This window comes from Flavobacterium sp. KBS0721, assembly GCF_002007065.3.
GTDB lineage: Bacteria > Bacteroidota > Bacteroidia > Flavobacteriales > Flavobacteriaceae > Flavobacterium > Flavobacterium piscis.
This window is the reverse complement of sequence record NZ_CP042170.1, coordinates 3,682,029-3,699,851: the sequence shown is the minus strand read 5'-3', so window position 1 is coordinate 3,699,851 and position 17,823 is coordinate 3,682,029. Positions and strand designations below refer to the sequence as shown.

Sequence of the window (17,823 nt, the reverse complement as noted above, 5' to 3'; positions counted from 1 at the left end):
GCAAAGCTATATCAACATACAGCTTTGCGAACTTTTTATTTAAACAAACTCAAAGCAAAAACTTAGCGAACTTTGCGTAAACCTTTGCTCCCGATAGCTATCGGGATTGCGTTAAATTCTCATTTCAACCCCTTAACTCATAACCATAACCCATAACTCATAACTCATAACTCATAACTTAAAACCCCGTTTTATAAACCGCCAACTGATCCAGGACAATTCCCGTTTGGTTGACTTGTATTGTAATGGTATGTTTTCCTTTTGAAACATTCGAAACCGGAAGTTTTACAATCGCACTATTTCGCAATACATTTTCTTTCCAGGTATTCTCTCTGTCTTTTGTATTGGTTTTAAAAAATTGTGCTGCATTTCCGTCCAGTTGAATGCCTATTTCATGATCGAAATTATTAGCGTGTGTGGGCAATAAACGAACTTCGATAGTGTAATTATCTTGTTGATCAATTTCAAATTCATAAGAAACAGCAGGTTTTTCATTTTTAAAAATATGCTGATCAAACGGAAATAAAGTAATAGCATTATTACTGTATCCCAAGCCATTAATCGGTTTCCACTTGTATTCTTTTGCATCTTCTTTACCACTGAATTTATTGGCCTGAATATCGATTCGATTCGTTGTTTTAATAGCCATTTCATTTGAAAAAGTATTCTTTTTAACCGAATCAAAAACCGGCAGATTTCTTGGATTCATCGACATCATATAATTCCATTTTCCATCACTTAATTTCGTATTGTAAAAATCCGTTAATTCCTTGATTTTCTGATACGCTTCTGAAGCCATTAGTTCATATTTACTCTTCTGATTTTCATCTGAAGTTGTGGCTTCTAAATTCCAATACAAAAACTTATGATTCATATAAGCCGCTCCTTTTACCGGATATTCCACCAACTGAAACCATGCTGCTTTTCTTTCTGCCGGAACAAAAGCCGACAAACTATCTACTTTTTTAATGAGATTATCATAAGCTTTTATTCTGTTCAGAGATTCTTCCCTTGTAAAATCAGAAAGTTTTATGGGCGTTGTGGGTTCCGTTTGGCTCCAACCCATATATTCCGGTTTTCTTAGTGAGGCCAATCGGTAATATTCTTCAAAAACAACACTCAAATCAGTTGCAATTTCGCGCGTAAATTCCCTTGAAATCCAATCTTTCAAATACTGGTTAAGTCCGTCTGATTTTATACTGTTGATATTCCATGCCAAATTCAGAAAAAGTTCGGTGTCATATTCTGCGGGTTTTATATCCCCCACATTTACAATCCACATTTTTTTTGCACCGTTTTCATACGCTTTCGTCATTTCATACCAGATCAAACCGGGTTGTGTGGTGCTCAGCCAAAGATAATCGTGAGGTCTTCCCCAATAACTTATATGATAATACACGCCACTTCCACCCGATCTTTGTTGTTCTTCAGGATTGCTCAAACGCCGAATATAACCGTAATTATCATCGGGCCAGACCAAAGTAATATCATCAGGAATTTTAAGTCCGTTATCATATAATTCTAAAACTTCTTTGTAAGGAACAAAAGCCTGCGGAATTGCTGATAAAGGCTTTTTGAAAGTATTCGAAAGCATTTCACGCTGATTTACGATGATTTTTTCGACCATCGTAATCGATTCTGCCAAATCTTTTGCGCCTTCCATTTTACTATCATGAACGCCTCGCATACCCAATGTCATAATAGTTTCGTTCTGAGCCAGTTTCAACTCATCCAAACGATCCTGCCAGTATTTATCGACCTGTGTTTTATTCGTAAAATAATTATAATCGCCATGAATTTTCGGTTTCCATTCGTCGACATTGTTACGAAGCATGGGTTCTGCATGCGATGATCCGATAACGATATGGTATTTTTGCGCCATCTCTTTATTTCCTGCAATAGTAAAAAAACCTTTTGTAGACGGATGCATCGCCGGCCAAATCGTATTGGCTTTTAAGCGCAACAATAATTGAAATATTTTCTCGTACGTTTTTGGACCAATATCTCCTGTTTCTTTTTCGAAAGTTTTAGCGGCCCAAGGCTGTAATCCCCAATCTTCATCGTTTAAAAAAATTCCTCGATATTGTACAGATGGCGATGTTATAATTCCCTTTCGGGGAAGCTGCAATGCCAGATTTTCTTTTTTTATCGAATGAACATCTGCCCACCATTTCCACGGAGAAACACCCAGTCGTTCTGTAATTTCAAAAATAGCATATACCGTTCCCCGAACATCTGATCCGGCGATTAAAAGATTGTCTTTTTCTTTTTGGATGGAGAATTTTTCCCATTGATTTAAAAGCCCTTTCTGAATTGATGTGGATTTAAAGAATGGAGACGAAAATTGCCCGATATAAATACCTTTTTTAGAAATGGTATTCGTCTCAATAATCTCAGGACGCTTTCCGGTAATATCTTTTACATCGTCTGCCAATTCATTTACTGCCCAAACAATCAGTGGATCGGTGTTTTTATCGATATAAATGGATGTTGTTTTATTAGAATTTACAATAGAAAAGTCGCTTAGATTCTCATTTTGACTATAAGAACTTAAAGTTGAGATTGTGAAAATTAAAACTGCTATTTTCTTCATTTTGAATTATTTTAAAATGGCCCACGGATGGAACGGATTTTACGGATTTACGCTGTTTTTTTTGCCGCTAAGGCGCTAAGGCGCTAAGTTTTTTTTCTTATTGGGTTAATTAATCTCGCAATCCCGATAGCTATCGGGAGCATAATCTCAAAGTTTTTTATTTACTATATCAATTAAATCGCGCAAAGTGGCAAAGTCGCAAAGTTTTTCGCTTTGCATTGTTGGCAAGGCTCCGAGTTTTATATTTGAAATTTTATTTGGCTAAAGCCGATCGTTTTTTGAACTTATTTTACCTCCAGCTAAAGCTGGAGGCTATTAAAACTTTGCGACTCTGCTCCCGATAGCTATCGGGATTGCGAGATTATTTATTCATTACCAGAAGACGCACTGCTGTGCGCCTCTACGATTCAACCTATGTCCCTTTGTTGCTCTGAACCTTTGCTCCTTTGAACCTCAAAAACCACGTTTTAACCAATCTTCAGGCACATTTACAATACAAATATTCATCGTGCGATTGTCTTTAGAAAGCATTGCCGACTGAATCTGAATTTTCGTTCCGTCTCTGTTGAAAGTGGGATGTATATGGTCTGCTGCGGTTTCTTTATGGCCTGTGGTAAGCATTATCATTTCGTTTGTTTTTCGGTCTATTAAATATAAACTTCTTGAGAAATCATCGCCTACAGCCCATCTTCCGTCAGATGAACCGTGTACGTGCCATAAACCGCTGCCGCTTTTGGTTTGTCCGGCAATAACCATTTCTCTGGTTCTTAGATTTACAATTGCCAAACCTGTTGGCTTTTCGCGCGTTCCTGAATTTCCCCAATTGCTTTCCTGCCCGGGATTTTCAGGATTTCGTACTTCAGTACTAGTTGTAACTTCTATCGGTTTTTCTTTGTGAATATCGATTTTTCGATGTCCCATAATCGCCATTGCTACCTCATCTTTAGAAATTACAGCTTCATGCGTTACCCATTCATAATCAGATTCGGGATACAAAGGTCTTAAACCGGAACCGTCGGCCATAACCGTCCAGGTTCTTTGAGGTGATTTTCCGCCTGTTTCCCAACAAAAAAACAGTTCGTCGGGATTCCATACATTCGACTGAATATGGCCCACCTGAAACGGAACTGAAACAACATGTTTGAATTCACCTGTTTTCAAATTCATACTGCTAATTCCGCCTGGTCCTGCGCCCATATTTCTTGGACCAAAACTCTTTTCAATTTTTATATTCGGATCTAAGTGTTTCGCTGCTTCTTCTTTTCCAATTCTAAAATATACTATTTCTTCATCAGCATCCAGAGCCATATCTCCCGAAGCGCCCATTTCGGCATTAGCCGTACCGCAAATACGTTCGTAAGCTTCAATAGTTTTCATTTTTCCGTTCTGACTGTCTTTAAAAACATCGGCTAAATTGACTTCTATAATCTGCATTTTATCTTCTGGTGCTTTCCGCATAAAATACAATTTCATCGACTTTTGCGCCATGCATAATGTTCCCGTATAACCGCCTTCTGTTACCTGAACCATTACACCTGATTTTTCATGTACTGCGACGGCTTCACCATTGGCTCTTTTAGTTCTAAAAATCAGCCATTCGCCATCTGATGTCCATTGCGGATGTGTGGGATAGGTTTTAGAATCTCCTGCTGATGTTGTGGTTAAGAAAATTAATTCCCGACCTGTAACAGGATCTTTGATGATCTTTTTTTCAGATGGAAATCGTTTCCCAATCTGACTGAAAGCTGTTATTGTACATAACAGGAAAAGTATGTTTATTGTTGGTTTTAATTTCATATGCTGTTGGTTTATTTGCCGCTAAGGCACTAAGTCGCTAAGTTTTATAGTATAGTTTTTTAATATTCCTTTGCGCCTTTGCGCTAAATAAAAAGTACACAAAGTTTTAACTTCTAATTCATAACTCATAACTCATAATTCATAACTCATAATTCATAACTCATTAATTTCTAACCCTTAACCTTCAATTGTATCGAACTATCATTGATTTCGAACTGATTGTTTTTTAATAACAAAATCATTTCGGCTCCAGCCAATAAAACAGGGCCATAACCGTGTGCAGCATATAGATTTATGGGGCGATAATAATAGAAAGCGGGATCAAAACCCATTCCGGTACCTACGCAGGTTCCTTCGACCTGACCTTTTGCGTTTACTTTTGAAGCTACAGCATTCCATGCTAATAAGACTGCGGGTGTATAAGCCAGTTTATCTACATAACCGCGATTAATAGCCCTCGCAATTGAATAGGCATATATGGCTGTTGCCGAGGTTTCTAAATACGTATCATTTCGATCTATTAACTGATGCCAAAATCCGGTTCCGTCCTGATATTGTAATAATCCTGCAATGTGTTTTTGCAGTTGAGACAAGACCTGAGAGTAGCCCGGATGATCTTTAGGTAATACTTCTAATAACTCGACCATTGTCATTACAGCCCAGCCATTTGCCCTCGCCCAATGAAATTGAGGATGCACCTGCATCGATTCGACCCAACCGTGCATATAAAGTCCTTTTTGAGCATTGAACATTCTCTCAGAAAACTGATTGACTTGTTTTACCGCATCATCAAAATATTTGACATTACCGGTATAATTGCCCATTTGCGCCAAAGCGGGAACGCTCATAAACATATCGTCTAACCAAAGCGAATTGTCCTGTGGTCTGTTTCTAGCCAGTGTTCCGTCTTTTAGTCTATGCTCTTTCTCGCTTATGTATTTGATGAAATTATTGATTACAGGATCATAAGCCGCATTTGGGTCATTCTTTTTTGCTTTTATAAATGCTGCACATAATGCGCCTGCATCGTCTAAAGCTTTAGGCTGTAAAACGGTATGAACGGGAGAATCTTTTATATTTTCGGTTTTGTAATTGGCCGCGATATCAGCGATTAGTTTTAAGCGTTTGTTGGCATATTCTGCATATTCTTTTTTTCCCGTGGCATCGGCTGCCAAAAGCATTCCGGCATAGGTAACGCCCCATTCATAACTTGTTAATCTAAAAGCACCGGAAGAAAATGCTATTTTTCCTTTTGCTTTTTTGAAATCTTTTACTTCTGAATTATCACTGGCATAAATAGCTTTTGAAGCTGTGTTTTCTTCCAGAAAAGTATAAACTCTGCTCAGTACGTTTTCGATATTGTTTTTTTCGGGAATAACATACGGCGTTATATAATCGGGTTTCATTAAATGCAACGGTGCCGTTACGTCGTTTGTCTGGGCGTTTATATTGGTACAAATTCCGATAGCGAAAAAGGTTATAATTTTGGTTAGATTATAATTCATAGTAATTGTTTTTTGTTAATATGAAAAGTGAATTTCAAAGTATTTCTACTAAATTTCCTTAATAGATAATTTCTATAGTTAATTTATAAATAATTAAAAACAAGATATTTAATAAACTTTAGTTAATGTTTAAGATTAATATAAACTGATTGATTTCTATTGCAGACAATTTCTCCATTTATATATTCTAATTCAGCAACTTGTATCGAACTTCTTTTGGTTTCGTAACTATCTACACCTTTATTTTCAGGTGTTCTTCCGGGATGTGTAAAATAAAAAATATAGGCTCTGTCGTTATTTACAATAACATCGGGATGTCCGCCAATTACCTTATCATCCTCTCCGGTTCCGGGAACTTGAAGAATGTTTTTTTCCTGTCGGTTCCAGTTCAGGAAATCCTCTGAAGAATATACATTCAAACCTCTCCATGAATCCGAAATCATCCAGTTCTTGCCTTTCCATTGAAATACTTTTGGTCCTTCACCCCTGTCTTTTACAATTTTCTTTCCGCTGTCAACCCAATTATAGAGGTCTTTACTATCTGCATAATAAATTGATTTTCCGTCGTTTTCGTTGTTATAAAACATTCTCCACGAACCGTTTGACAATTTAAATACAGCAGCATCAATACATCTGTCCGAAGCCAGTTTCAATTGGGATTCGAATTTCCAGTCGATAAGATTTTTACTGGTCAGATGAACAATGGATCGCGGATGGTACCAATCGTTAAAAATTCCGGGAACAATTGTCAAATACATATGGTATATTTTTTTGTATTGAATTACCTCTGGTGCCCAATACGTTACATCCTTAATTTTATAATTGATGTTGCAGGTATCTCTGTATTTCCAATTTGCACCATCTGTAGATTCAGCAATGCCAATTCGGGTTCCGTGCACCCAGGTTATTCCTTTGGCTGTAGTATCTTTTGCTCTTCGATTGGTGTAAAACATGAACCATTTCTTTTCTTGATTGTTCCAAATAATCGTTGGATCGGCAGCTCCGTCAAAAACAGGATCGCGATATAAAGGCTTTGCTGCAAGATGAGATTTCTCTTTTTTTATGTCTTTTTGAGAGAAAACAGGAAGAGAAAAAAGCAGTATTACAAAGTTCCATAAAAGATATTTAAGGTAGATTCTTGACATTTTTTTTATTTAATTTTCACTTAAACGTAACCGATTTTATTCTTTTTTACTCAATATTATATATTACACTACAAGTTGAAGTAATTTATCTTATATCGATTGTAATTCAATATATTAAAACTAAAGAAAAGAGCTCAAATCGTGTACTTTAAAATTAAAACACTAAGACGATATTAGCATCCTGTGCTTCCCTGCTTAAAAAATTACAAAAAGGTAGAATCCTAAAAAAACCGCCTCTTTTTTGAGACGGTTTCAAAAACAAAAATTCAAAATATATTAGTATCCCGGATTTTGCCAGGCTTTCTTTTGTGCATCTGATAAATTTGATCCGTCATCGTTTAACAAACCATCAATAAATGACTGCGGAATAGGACGAAGTTCGTGCTTGTTGGCGGTGATATTTGGCGCTGCTTCTGCATTGAATGCTTTGGCACGTTTGATTAACATTCCCGTACGAGAAAGGGTTTCCCAACGTTGCCATTCTCCTAATAATTCACGAGTATATTCGTTAAGGATAAAGTTTAAAGCACGTTCGTAGTCGCTTCCGGCTCCAACTTTGGCAATAATAGCTTCATCTTCTGCCGGTAAATTAGCAGGAAACGATGTTAATCTTAAATCTGATGCTGCAGTTGTAACCGGTATTGTTGGATTAGATAAATAATAGGTATTCATATCTAAATTTGAGGCTGTAAAGTTTGTCGCTGCAGTTCCTGTGTTTAGAGCATTTGCTTTAAAAGCCTGAGAACCGTCGTTATAATATGATCTGTTTTCACCGCTTTTCCATTGTGCTCTTGCTCTAATCACGTTGATATCCTGCATTGCATTACCATATTGCTGCAAACGAACATAACATTCTGCACGTACAAGATAGGTTTCGGCAAGACGTGCCATGATTACATCACGGTGTGCATCTCCTCTTTCAGCAGTTCTCGATCCATCTTCTGTTTTATTGATTCCGGCAAAGAAATTACAAATTGGCTGATTTTTGAATGTAGGTGCAACGTAAGTTCCGTTTTGGTATAATACCAAAGAGTTAGGCACATATTGTCCCGCAACAGCTGTTAAAGCTCCTGCTGTGGCTGTTTGTCTTTTTCCTGTGGTCCATTCCGGTAAACGTCCATTTGCATCTGTCCAGGTTGGTGCCTGAACGCTTGCGCCAAATTTAGCTCCGTTATAGGTATTATCATTTTTAGTGTTCAATATCATAACAATAGCGGGATCTCCAATTTTAACTCCTGCATTGGCCGTTACTACTGTATTGGCACCATAAACAGTTCTAAAGGTTTTCCACATACGGGCATCATTTACGTGATCGTACACCGCATAAGAGTATTCAGTAGGGCGACAACGCTGAAAATCCATACTTCCAATCCAAACACCGCGTTTTACCCATCCGCCGGAGAAGTTAGAAAATTGTGGGGCAAAATAACTATACGTACGGTTTCCAAAACGGCCTACAGTAGCTGCATCTCCATTGTGTCCTGCTGCCATTAGAATTTCGCTCAATTGCTCATTAGGGCAGTCAATTCCTGTCCAGTTGGCATAAAGATCACTGTAATTATTGGTCAATGGTCCGCGGGCAGAAATGGCATAACTACAAGCCTGAATTGCCTCTTCAAGATCTTTTGCTTTGTAAGCTGAATTCCATTTATCATTACGTTCTGAAGAGCGGAACAATAATGCTTTGGCTAGGAAATGTGCCGCAGTAGCTTTTGTCCATGTAATTCCTTTTCCGTAAGTAAAAACTTCACCTGCAAAAAGATTATAAGAGTTACGTAAATCTGATATTACCTGCTCCCAGCATTGCTCTTCTGTAGAGCGTGTAAAATTACGAACAACACCCGTGGCCGGTACGGTTTGCAATACAACACCACCATATTGAGCGGTAAGACGATAATAGTTATAGCCGCGTAAAAAATAAGCATGTGCCAGACAGCGATTACGAATAGCTATATCCTCTATTTTTTCTGCATTCGCAATAATGGTATTACAAGAAGCGATTCCGTAATACATTTCATCCCAAAGTGCTGCTGGATTTGTTGCATTCCCGTTTGCTGCTCCTGTAGCGGCTGTAGCGCCAATTGGTCCAAAACGGTTGTCATAAGTATTCCACATTTCGTTGGTCAAATCGTTTGCATTCGTAAACTCATCTGTACCGTATAATGTATTGGCATACGACCATTCAAACCCAAAATGCCATCTTATATTTCCATAAAGTGATACTGTCAGGGCCTGAAGACCTTCTGATGTTTCGAAATAATCAGTTGAATACTGGCTATTCTGTTCTTCGTCAAGAAAGTCTTTCGAACAAGAGGAAATCGATAATCCTGCCATTATCAAAAGTCCTATTCCTATATTTTTTATCTTATTCATTTTTTTACTTTTTTTTGTTATACTTCGTCGTTACAACGCAATTATTTTTAAAATCCAACTTCAAGACCCATAACGAAACTTCTATTAGAATATGTAGAATTTGTATCTAAGTCATAAAAGTCTAATGATTGGTAAATATTACCCGGATTTACTGCCTGCAGATAAAGTTTAAAGTTTGATAAACCGATATTTTTTGTAAAATCCCTTGAAAAATTATATCCTAATGAAATATTACGAATTTTTACAAAAGAGGCTTTTGGAAAACCTAGAAGTCCGGAAAATTTATCTGCTGATCCTGATGATGCCTGACCCAAAATAGGTTTTTGATATTGAGCATCTGTATTGTCCGGTCTCCAGTAATCAATTTCTCTTTGATTACTGTGTGCTGTTAGCGCTTCTTCGACTTTCTCTGTTAAATAACCCGCACGTCCGTATATGTTTATTCCTAACTCAATTCCTTTGTATGTAAAATTGTTGTTCCATCCCATTGTCCAGGTTGGATTACTGTTACCCAATACTACACGGTCTGCAGCATCCATTTTATAATCTCCATTTTGGTCTTTTGGACGTACATTTCCTGGAGTAAAATTATAACTCGCGCCCCATTTTGCCATTTCAGCAAGATCTTCAGGAGTATTTTGCCATAAACCCAGATTATCATAACCATAACGAACAGCAATTTGCTCGCCAATAAACCATGTATTATCCGGCATATCGTTTTTACCGTAGGCCAATTCTTCAATTTCATCTTTCTGCCAGGCCGCATTTAAATTTGTTTCCCATGTAAATCCGCCTGTTGTCTGAATCGGAATTAAATTAAGCGTTACCTCGACACCACGATTACTTGTTTTACCAACATTAGCAAAAGTTGAAGGAAATCCCGTTAGCGTAGGGATTTTAACTGACATTAATAAATCATTTGTATAGGATTGATAAACATCAATAGCACCGCTCACTCTGTTTTTAAAGAAGCTAAAATCGATACCAAGATTGTATTGTGTTGTTTTTTCCCATCCAAGTGCCTTATTAGCCAATGATAACTGAGTGTCTGTATAATAAGGTTCATTTGTAGTATAACCAATCTGGTTGCTCATACCATTGAAAGGAAGGAATATAGAAGATACAAGTCCTTTTGTTTTATAAGGATCTACAGATGAGTTACCCGTTGTACCAAACCCTAAACGAAGCTTAAGATTTTCAATCCAGTTTACACCTTTTAAGAATTCTTCATTGTTAATTCTCCATGCCAAAGCAGCCGAAGGAAAGAAATCCCATTTGTATCCTTCTGCCAATTGCGAAGCACCATCCCAACGACCAGACATTGTTAATAAATAACGATTGTCGAAACCATAATTAGCACGAATCATGTACGAACTTAGCTGACGTTCTGTAAGACCTGAACTTATACGTCCGTTATTAGCCGGATTCGTAAGATCGACTGTTCCCATTGCATTCCATAAGAAGGATTTGTTTGGGATATTATTGGCATTCATAGAAGAATTCTCAACATTCCATGATGAAGCTGTCTGAAGCAGGGTTGCTCCTATTTTATGCTTGGCCGCAAAAGTACGGTCATACGTAATCATATTGTCTAAAGTCCACGAAAGATCTCTACGGTTTTGCAAACGGGCATAATTTACACCGGCACTCCCGTCTGCATTGATTTTAAGTGATGACGTTCCATCAACATAAACACCTTCTCTCCAATGACGAAAATCGGGTCCAAAATTGATTTTATAACTAAGTCCTTCTAAAGGAGTAACTAATTTACCTAAGTCAATTGTAGCTGAAAAGTTTCCTAAAAGACGTAATGTTTGTGATCTTTGCGTGCTTTTATCCCATTCGTCCATCACTGTATATACAGCTGATTCGCCTCCCGGGTTGATAATCAATTTACCATTTGCATCATAAGGAACTGCAATATTATAAATACTTTTAGCGGCTCCTAAAATTGCATTAGGCGCTGTTCCACTTCGTGCCTGCAGGGTCGACATACCAAAATCCTGCTCACTCCATGAGGCATTTAACGAAGCATTGAATTTAAGCCATTCTACCGGATTGATGTTTGTACTCAATTTCGCAGTATAGCGTTTGTACCATTGTCCTTTTTGAGTACCTTCCTGATCCAGATATCCAAGTGATCCGTAAGCATTTACTTTTTCAGATCCACCGCTGGCACTTATAACGTGTTCTTTACTGATACCTGCTTGTGTTACAAGATCAACCCAGTCTGTATTGGTTACTTTTGAAGCATCCCAGGTACCGCTTTGCCATCCCTTTAAAACATTATCCCTTGATGTCTGGCCGTCTAAAGCACTGTCAAAAATCAATTTATCATTTGCAAAAGTCGGAGCATCCGGATGCGCATAGGTGGTAGAATTAAGATTATACGCCGCCCAACGTCTGAACTGAATAAAATCAGCAGCATTCATTGAAGGAGCGCGATCTACGACTTGAGAAGCTGTTAATGTTCCCGCATAGTTCAAACTAAAAACACCTGATTTTCCTTGTTTAGTAGTCACAATGATTACCCCGTTTGCACCTCTGGAACCGTAAATAGCGGTTGCAGATGCATCTTTAAGCACATCAATAGACGCAATATCTCTTGGATTCAGCGTTTCAATGGATGATTCAGACAACAAAGGCACGCCATCTACAACATAAAGAGGATTGTTACTTGCGGTTAAGGAACGTGTACCACGAATACGTACTGTACCAATTGATCCTGGTCGCTCGTTACTCGTAATATCAACTCCGGCAGCTTTTCCCTGCAGCGCTTCAAGTGCATTAGCAACGGGTCTGTTCATTAACTGCTCTGCAGTTACACTGGCAACTGCTCCTGTTACATCAGATTTCTTTTGTGTACCGTAACCTACAACAACCACTTCATTAAGCTGTGCTATATCGTCTGTCAGTTTTACATTGATTTCTGAATTTGTACTCACTGCTATTTCCTGAGTTTTAGATCCTGTTGACGAAAAAACCAGTATTTGGCCCTGTGTAGCGTTTACAGCGTATTTACCATCAAAATCAGTGGTAGTTCCTGTTTTCGTTCCCTTCACAAGTACATTCGCACCTGGTATTGGTAAACCAGATGCATCTGTAATGGTTCCTTTTATCACTTTGTTCTGCGAATATGCAGTAGTGTGTAATAAAGCAAACAGAGCAAAAATTAGTAAAAAATTAAGCTTGTTTTTCATAAAAGTTAAAATTTGGTTAATTATTTAGTTAATCCAAATTTATTGAGAACACAAATGCTGTGTATCCTGTAGTATCCTGTTAACGTTCAACACCTTATGCTTTTCTATAAATTTATCCTTATTAAAACCAACTTCAATTGCCTGATTTACAACCCGTATTTAAACAGAAATCCATCAAAATATGATATCAAAAAAAATATTAATTTATTTTTTTACTATTCCTATTTATTTCTATAAAAAAATAAGAATTGAAAAACAAAGACTACAATTTATTACATATTTAATTCTGCAAAACAGGATGCTACAGGATGGTAATTTGGCTTTTCGCCGATACATTTACGATAACAAAACTTTCAATTTGAAAAGTTTGAGCTGAATTGGTTTTACAACTAATTCAGATTGTTATAAATAAACAATTCCAATGAAGAAAGCTTTTTTATATTTTGCGCTACTGTTGTTTAATGCTATTTTATTCTCTCAGGAATTTAAAAGAGAAAAAATCAATTTTAATGCGGATTGGAAATTAAAAACCGGGGATTTTAAAGACGCTGCGTCAGTAAATTTTAATGACAACTCGTGGAAAAAAGTGACTTTGCCGCATGCTTACAATCAGGAAGAAGCTTTTGAAAAAGATATCGAACATCTCACCACGGGAATTGTCTGGTACCGCAAAAAATTCAAACTGCCTAAAGGAATTAAAGACCATAAAATTTTTATTGAATTTGAAGGCATTCGTCAAGCGGGAGAAATTTATGTAAACGGACAAAAAGTGGGAATTCATGAAAATGGCGTTATGGCATTTGGTTTTGATATTTCGGCTTTCCTAAAACCTTTCCCGGCAGAAAATACTATTGCACTTCGAATTGATAATGACTGGAAATACAAAGAAAAAGCCACCGGAGCTTCTTATCAATGGAACAACATTAACTTTAACGCTAATTATGGTGGTATTCCTAAAAACGTCTTTTTGCATGTTACGAGTAAATTGTACCAGACGCTTCCACTATATTCTTTTCTAAAAACTACGGGCGTTTATATTTATCCATCTAAAATTAATATTCGAGCTGCAAGTGCTGTCATAAATGCCGAAACCCAAATCCGCAATGAATTTGACACAGCGAAAACTGTTGAATATGAAGTAATCATTGAAGATATAGACGGTAAACAAATTGCTTCTTTCCTTGGTGAAAGAACTACTATTTTCCCTAATGAAACTAAAACTTTAAAAGCGAATCATCTCGTTGAAAACCTACACTTTTGGAGTTGGGGATACGGTTATTTATATACCGTAAAAACCATTTTGAAAGTGGATGGAAAAATTATTGATGAAGTTTCGACTAAAACAGGTTTCAGAAAAACGGAATTTAAAGAAGGACAATTTTGGTTGAATGACAGAGTGCTTCAGGTAAAAGGATATGCACAGAGAACGAGTAACGAATGGCCGGCAATTGGTATGTCGGTTCCGCCATGGCTGAGCGATTTTAGCAATAAATTGATTGTAGAAGGCAATGGAAATTTAGTGCGATGGATGCACGTAACGCCTTGGAAACAAGACATTGAATCCTGCGACAGAGTGGGTTTATTACAGGCAATGCCCGCAGGAGACGCCGAAAAAGATGCGCAGGGCGATACCTGGAAACAAAGAGTAAACCTGATGCGTGATGCCATTATTTACAACCGAAACAATCCGAGTATTATTTTCTATGAAAGCGGCAACGAATCGATAAGCGAAGCGCACATGCATGAAATGAAAAGTCTCAGGGATACTTATGATCCTTTTGGAGGACGTGCGATTGGTTCCCGTGAAATGCTGGACAGTCAGGAAGCGGAATATGGCGGAGAAATGCTTTATATTAATAAAAGCGCCAGAAAACCTTTGTGGGCAACTGAATATTCGAGAGATGAAGGCATGCGTAAGTATTGGGACGAATTCTCCCCTCCGTTTCATAAAGAAGGCGACGGTCCTTTGTATCGTGGCAATCCTGCTCAGGATTACAATCACAATCAGGATCGGCATGCTATAGAAAATATTGTACGCTGGTACGATTATTATCGTGAAAGACCCGGAACCGGAAAACGAGTGAATTCCGGTGGCGTGAATATCATATTTTCGGACTCGAATACACACCATCGCGGGGAGCAAAATTACAGAACAAGCGGCGAAGTCGATGCCATGCGTATTCCAAAAGACGGTTATTGGGCGCATCAGGTCATGTGGGACGGTTGGGTTGATATCGAAAAACACCGCACTCATATTATGGGACACTGGAATTATACTGATAAAGTTAAAAAAAACATTTACGTAGTTTCGACAGCTTCTAAAGTTGAACTATTTGTAAATGGAGTTTCGCAGGGTTTTGGCAAACAAAGCAGCGAATTCTTGTTTACTTTCGAAAATATAACCTGGAAATCAGGAACAATTAAAGCGATTGGTTATGATGAAAACGGAGCTATTTTAAGCGAAGATTCTAAAATCACTACTGATGAACCGGCAGCCATACAACTAAAATTACGCACGCAACCTGCAGGAATGCTGGCAGATGGCAATGATGTTGCTTTGATTGATGTTGAAGTGGTTGACAAAAACGGCAACCGCTGCCCGATCAGCAATGATTTGATCACTTTTACTCTTGATGGTCCTGTGAACTGGCTTGGAGGAATTGCTCAAGGTCCTAAAAATTACATTCTTTCAAAGGAAATTCCGGTCGAAAATGGCATTAACAGAGTCATGATTCAATCTTTGGCGAAAGCCGGAAAAATAAAGATTACCGCTTACGCGAAAGGACTAAAAGAGGCCGAAATTACTTTTGAAACAAAGCCTGTAACGGTTACAAACGGAATTTCGAAAGAACTGCCTGGCAAAAATCTTCCTTCAAATTTAGAACGCGGGCCAACGTCAAAAATGCCTTCGTACACACAAAAAAGAATTGCCGTAAATATCCTGAACGCTGTATCGCCATCGAATAATAATGATACTTATAAAAGTTACGATGACAATGAATTGACAGAATGGCGAAATGACGGAAACCTTAATACAGGATCGATAACGTACACGCTTTCGAAACCGACGACAGTAAACGAATGCGTGGTAAAAATGACAGGATGGAGAACCAAAATGTATCCTATTCGTATTTTAGCGGATGGAAAAGAAGTTTTTAAAGGTAATACTTCGCAAAGTTTAGGTTATATTACGATTGCTTTGGAACCTGTGCTCGCTGAAAAAATCACCATTGAATTAATCGGATCCAGCAAGGAAAAGGATGGTTTTGCTAAAATTGTTGAAGTAGATGCCGCAAAAGAGCTAGATTTATATAAAGATAAAACATCAGTAGATGCAACCGGACAATTACGTATTGTTGAAATAGAATTTTATGAAAAAATCAAATAATTTGAAACCGCTAAAAGCCTTATTCTTTTTGATATCCTTTTGGATGATCACTCCATTATTTGCACAAAAAAAGGAAATTCCGTTATGGGATAAAATCCCTGATGAGATTCAATCGACAACTTATTCAGAAATAACAGACCGCAAAGGCGATATTTCCGAAGGAGCTCGTCAAGTAACCCTGCCTACTCTTACTGCTTATTTTGCTGATGCCGAAAAATCAAACGGAACTTCGGTTATCATTTGTCCCGGTGGTGGTTACGGAATGCTGGCGGTTAATAAAGAAGGTTATAAAGTAGCAGAATGGCTCAATAGTTTGGGCATCAATGCTTTTGTTTTAAAATACAGATTACCAAGTGATCTGATCATGAAAAACAAAACAGTTGGTCCTTTGCAGGATGCTCAGGAAGCGGTGCGCTTGGTACGCAGAAATGCTGCAAAATGGAAACTGAACCCGAACAAAATTGGGATTATGGGGTTTTCTGCCGGAGGACATTTGGCGGCGACATTAAGCACGCATTATAATGATAAAGTGTACACACCAACTGATACAACAAGTGCAAAACCTGATTTTTCTCTTTTAATTTATCCTGTTATTTCCATGCAAAACGGAATCACTCATGAAGGTTCAAGGGACAACTTATTAGGAAAAAATGCGGGAAGTGAAGCCATCGATAACTATTCTAATGAAAAACAGATTAATGCTGCCACTCCCCGAGCTTTTTTAGTTCATGCTACAGATGACAAAGCGGTTCCGGTTGAAAACAGCATCAATTATTATCTGGCTTTAAAGAAAGAAAAAGTTTCTGCCGAAATGCATTTGTATGAAGATGGCGGCCACGGTTTTGGTCTGGGCGTAAAAGGAACGAATGCCTCATGGCCAAAAGACTGTGAAAAATGGCTTGCTGCGAATCATTATACTTTAAAATCAGAAGGATATGTGTTTACTTATTTTAAAGGAAATGGCGAAGACGGCCTTCATATGGCGTATAGCGACGATGGCTATCAGTGGAATACCTTGAAAAATGATGCATCGTTTTTGACTCCGGAAGTAGGGAAAGACAAACTAATGAGAGATCCTTGTGTGATAAAAGGCGGCGACGGTTTGTATCATATGGTCTGGACAGTAAGCTGGACGGATAAAGGAATTGGTTATGCTTCATCAAAAGATTTGATTCATTGGTCGAAACAGGAATTTATTCCCGTAATGGCACATGAAGAAAAAGCCAGAAATACGTGGGCTCCCGAAATTACTTTCGACGAAAAAAATAAAACCTACATGATTTATTGGGCTTCAACAATTGACGGAAAGTTTCCTGAAACAAAATCAGATGAAGAAAAAGGATACAATCACCGCATTTATTATACGACGACAAAGGATTTTAAAAAATTTGAAAAAACAAAATTATTGTACGAACCGGGTTTTAATGTTATCGATGCTTCGATTGTAAAACAGGATCAGGGATATGTAATGTACCTTAAAGATGAAACCCGTAATCCGGTGCAGAAAAATTTAAAAATCGCCATCAGTAAAAACCTGACGGGTCCTTATAGCAAAGCCAGCGAACCAATTACTGGAAATTATTGGGCCGAAGGACCAACTGCCATTCAAATCGACAATCAATGGACAGTTTATTTTGATAAGTATACATTGAAAAAATACGGTGCTGTACAACAAACTTCAAAAGGCTGGCAGGATATTTCGGATAAGGTTAGTTTTCCCTCGGGAACGCGTCATGGTACGGTGATAAAAGTTTCTGCCGAGGAGATTAGGAATTTGAAGAAGGAGTAAAATTCAATTTTTATATAAATAAAAAAAACATCT

8 protein-coding genes are annotated in these 17,823 nt (G+C 37.7%); 2 read left to right on the top strand and 6 right to left on the bottom strand.

The window, feature by feature from the left end; all coding sequences use genetic code 11:
* Nucleotides 1-178: 178 nt before the first annotated feature.
* From B0M43_RS15960 to B0M43_RS15935, 6 genes are all read right to left on the bottom strand, one after another.
* Nucleotides 179-2,593: a glycosyl hydrolase 115 family protein gene (locus B0M43_RS15960; RefSeq protein ID WP_078007349.1), complete on the bottom strand. Its 2,415-nt coding sequence runs from the start codon at nt 2,591-2,593 to the stop codon at nt 179-181.
* A 453-nt stretch (nt 2,594-3,046) separates the two neighbouring features.
* On the bottom strand, nt 3,047-4,390 hold the full coding sequence (locus B0M43_RS15955; RefSeq protein ID WP_078007350.1) for a hypothetical protein: 1,344 nt from the start codon (nt 4,388-4,390) through the stop codon (nt 3,047-3,049).
* 170 nt (nt 4,391-4,560) lie between these two features.
* Entirely contained in the window at nt 4,561-5,895 is a 1,335-nt protein-coding gene (locus tag B0M43_RS15950; RefSeq protein WP_078007351.1) for a glycoside hydrolase family 105 protein, read from the bottom strand.
* 122 nt (nt 5,896-6,017) lie between these two features.
* Entirely contained in the window at nt 6,018-7,040 is a 1,023-nt protein-coding gene (locus tag B0M43_RS15945) for a family 43 glycosylhydrolase (RefSeq protein WP_078007352.1), read from the bottom strand.
* A gap of 276 nt (nt 7,041-7,316) precedes the next feature.
* Nucleotides 7,317-9,413: a RagB/SusD family nutrient uptake outer membrane protein gene (locus B0M43_RS15940; protein ID WP_078007353.1), complete on the bottom strand. Its 2,097-nt coding sequence runs from the start codon at nt 9,411-9,413 to the stop codon at nt 7,317-7,319.
* A gap of 47 nt (nt 9,414-9,460) precedes the next feature.
* Nucleotides 9,461-12,613, bottom strand: coding sequence for a TonB-dependent receptor (locus tag B0M43_RS15935; RefSeq protein ID WP_078007354.1), 3,153 nt, complete (start codon nt 12,611-12,613; stop codon nt 9,461-9,463).
* A 421-nt stretch (nt 12,614-13,034) separates the two neighbouring features.
* On the opposite strand from B0M43_RS15935, the gene B0M43_RS15930 reads away from it, so the two are divergent.
* A complete protein-coding gene (locus B0M43_RS15930; RefSeq protein WP_078007356.1) occupies nt 13,035-16,001 on the top strand; it encodes a sugar-binding domain-containing protein in 2,967 nt (988 codons plus the stop codon).
* Nucleotides 15,985-17,790 carry a prolyl oligopeptidase family serine peptidase gene (locus tag B0M43_RS15925; protein ID WP_078007357.1) on the top strand — a complete coding sequence of 602 codons (1,806 nt, stop codon included), beginning with the start codon at nt 15,985-15,987 and terminating at the stop codon, nt 17,788-17,790. The genes B0M43_RS15930 and B0M43_RS15925 overlap by 17 nt, the downstream gene beginning before the upstream one ends.
* The last annotated feature ends 33 nt before the right edge of the window (nt 17,791-17,823 follow it).

Excerpts from the sequence above, each read along its gene's own strand:
- B0M43_RS15960 (WP_078007349.1), bottom strand. The coding sequence starts at position 2,593 with ATGAAGAAAATAGCAGTTTTAATTTTCACAATCTCAACTTTAAGTTCT.
- B0M43_RS15950 (WP_078007351.1), bottom strand. The coding sequence starts at position 5,895 with ATGAATTATAATCTAACCAAAATTATAACCTTTTTCGCTATCGGAATT.
- B0M43_RS15945 (WP_078007352.1), bottom strand. The coding sequence starts at position 7,040 with ATGTCAAGAATCTACCTTAAATATCTTTTATGGAACTTTGTAATACTG.
- B0M43_RS15955 (WP_078007350.1), bottom strand. The coding sequence starts at position 4,390 with ATGAAATTAAAACCAACAATAAACATACTTTTCCTGTTATGTACAATA.
- B0M43_RS15930 (WP_078007356.1), top strand. The coding sequence starts at position 13,035 with ATGAAGAAAGCTTTTTTATATTTTGCGCTACTGTTGTTTAATGCTATT.
- B0M43_RS15925 (WP_078007357.1), top strand. The coding sequence starts at position 15,985 with ATGAAAAAATCAAATAATTTGAAACCGCTAAAAGCCTTATTCTTTTTG.
- B0M43_RS15935 (WP_078007354.1), bottom strand. The coding sequence starts at position 12,613 with ATGAAAAACAAGCTTAATTTTTTACTAATTTTTGCTCTGTTTGCTTTA.
- B0M43_RS15940 (WP_078007353.1), bottom strand. The coding sequence starts at position 9,413 with ATGAATAAGATAAAAAATATAGGAATAGGACTTTTGATAATGGCAGGA.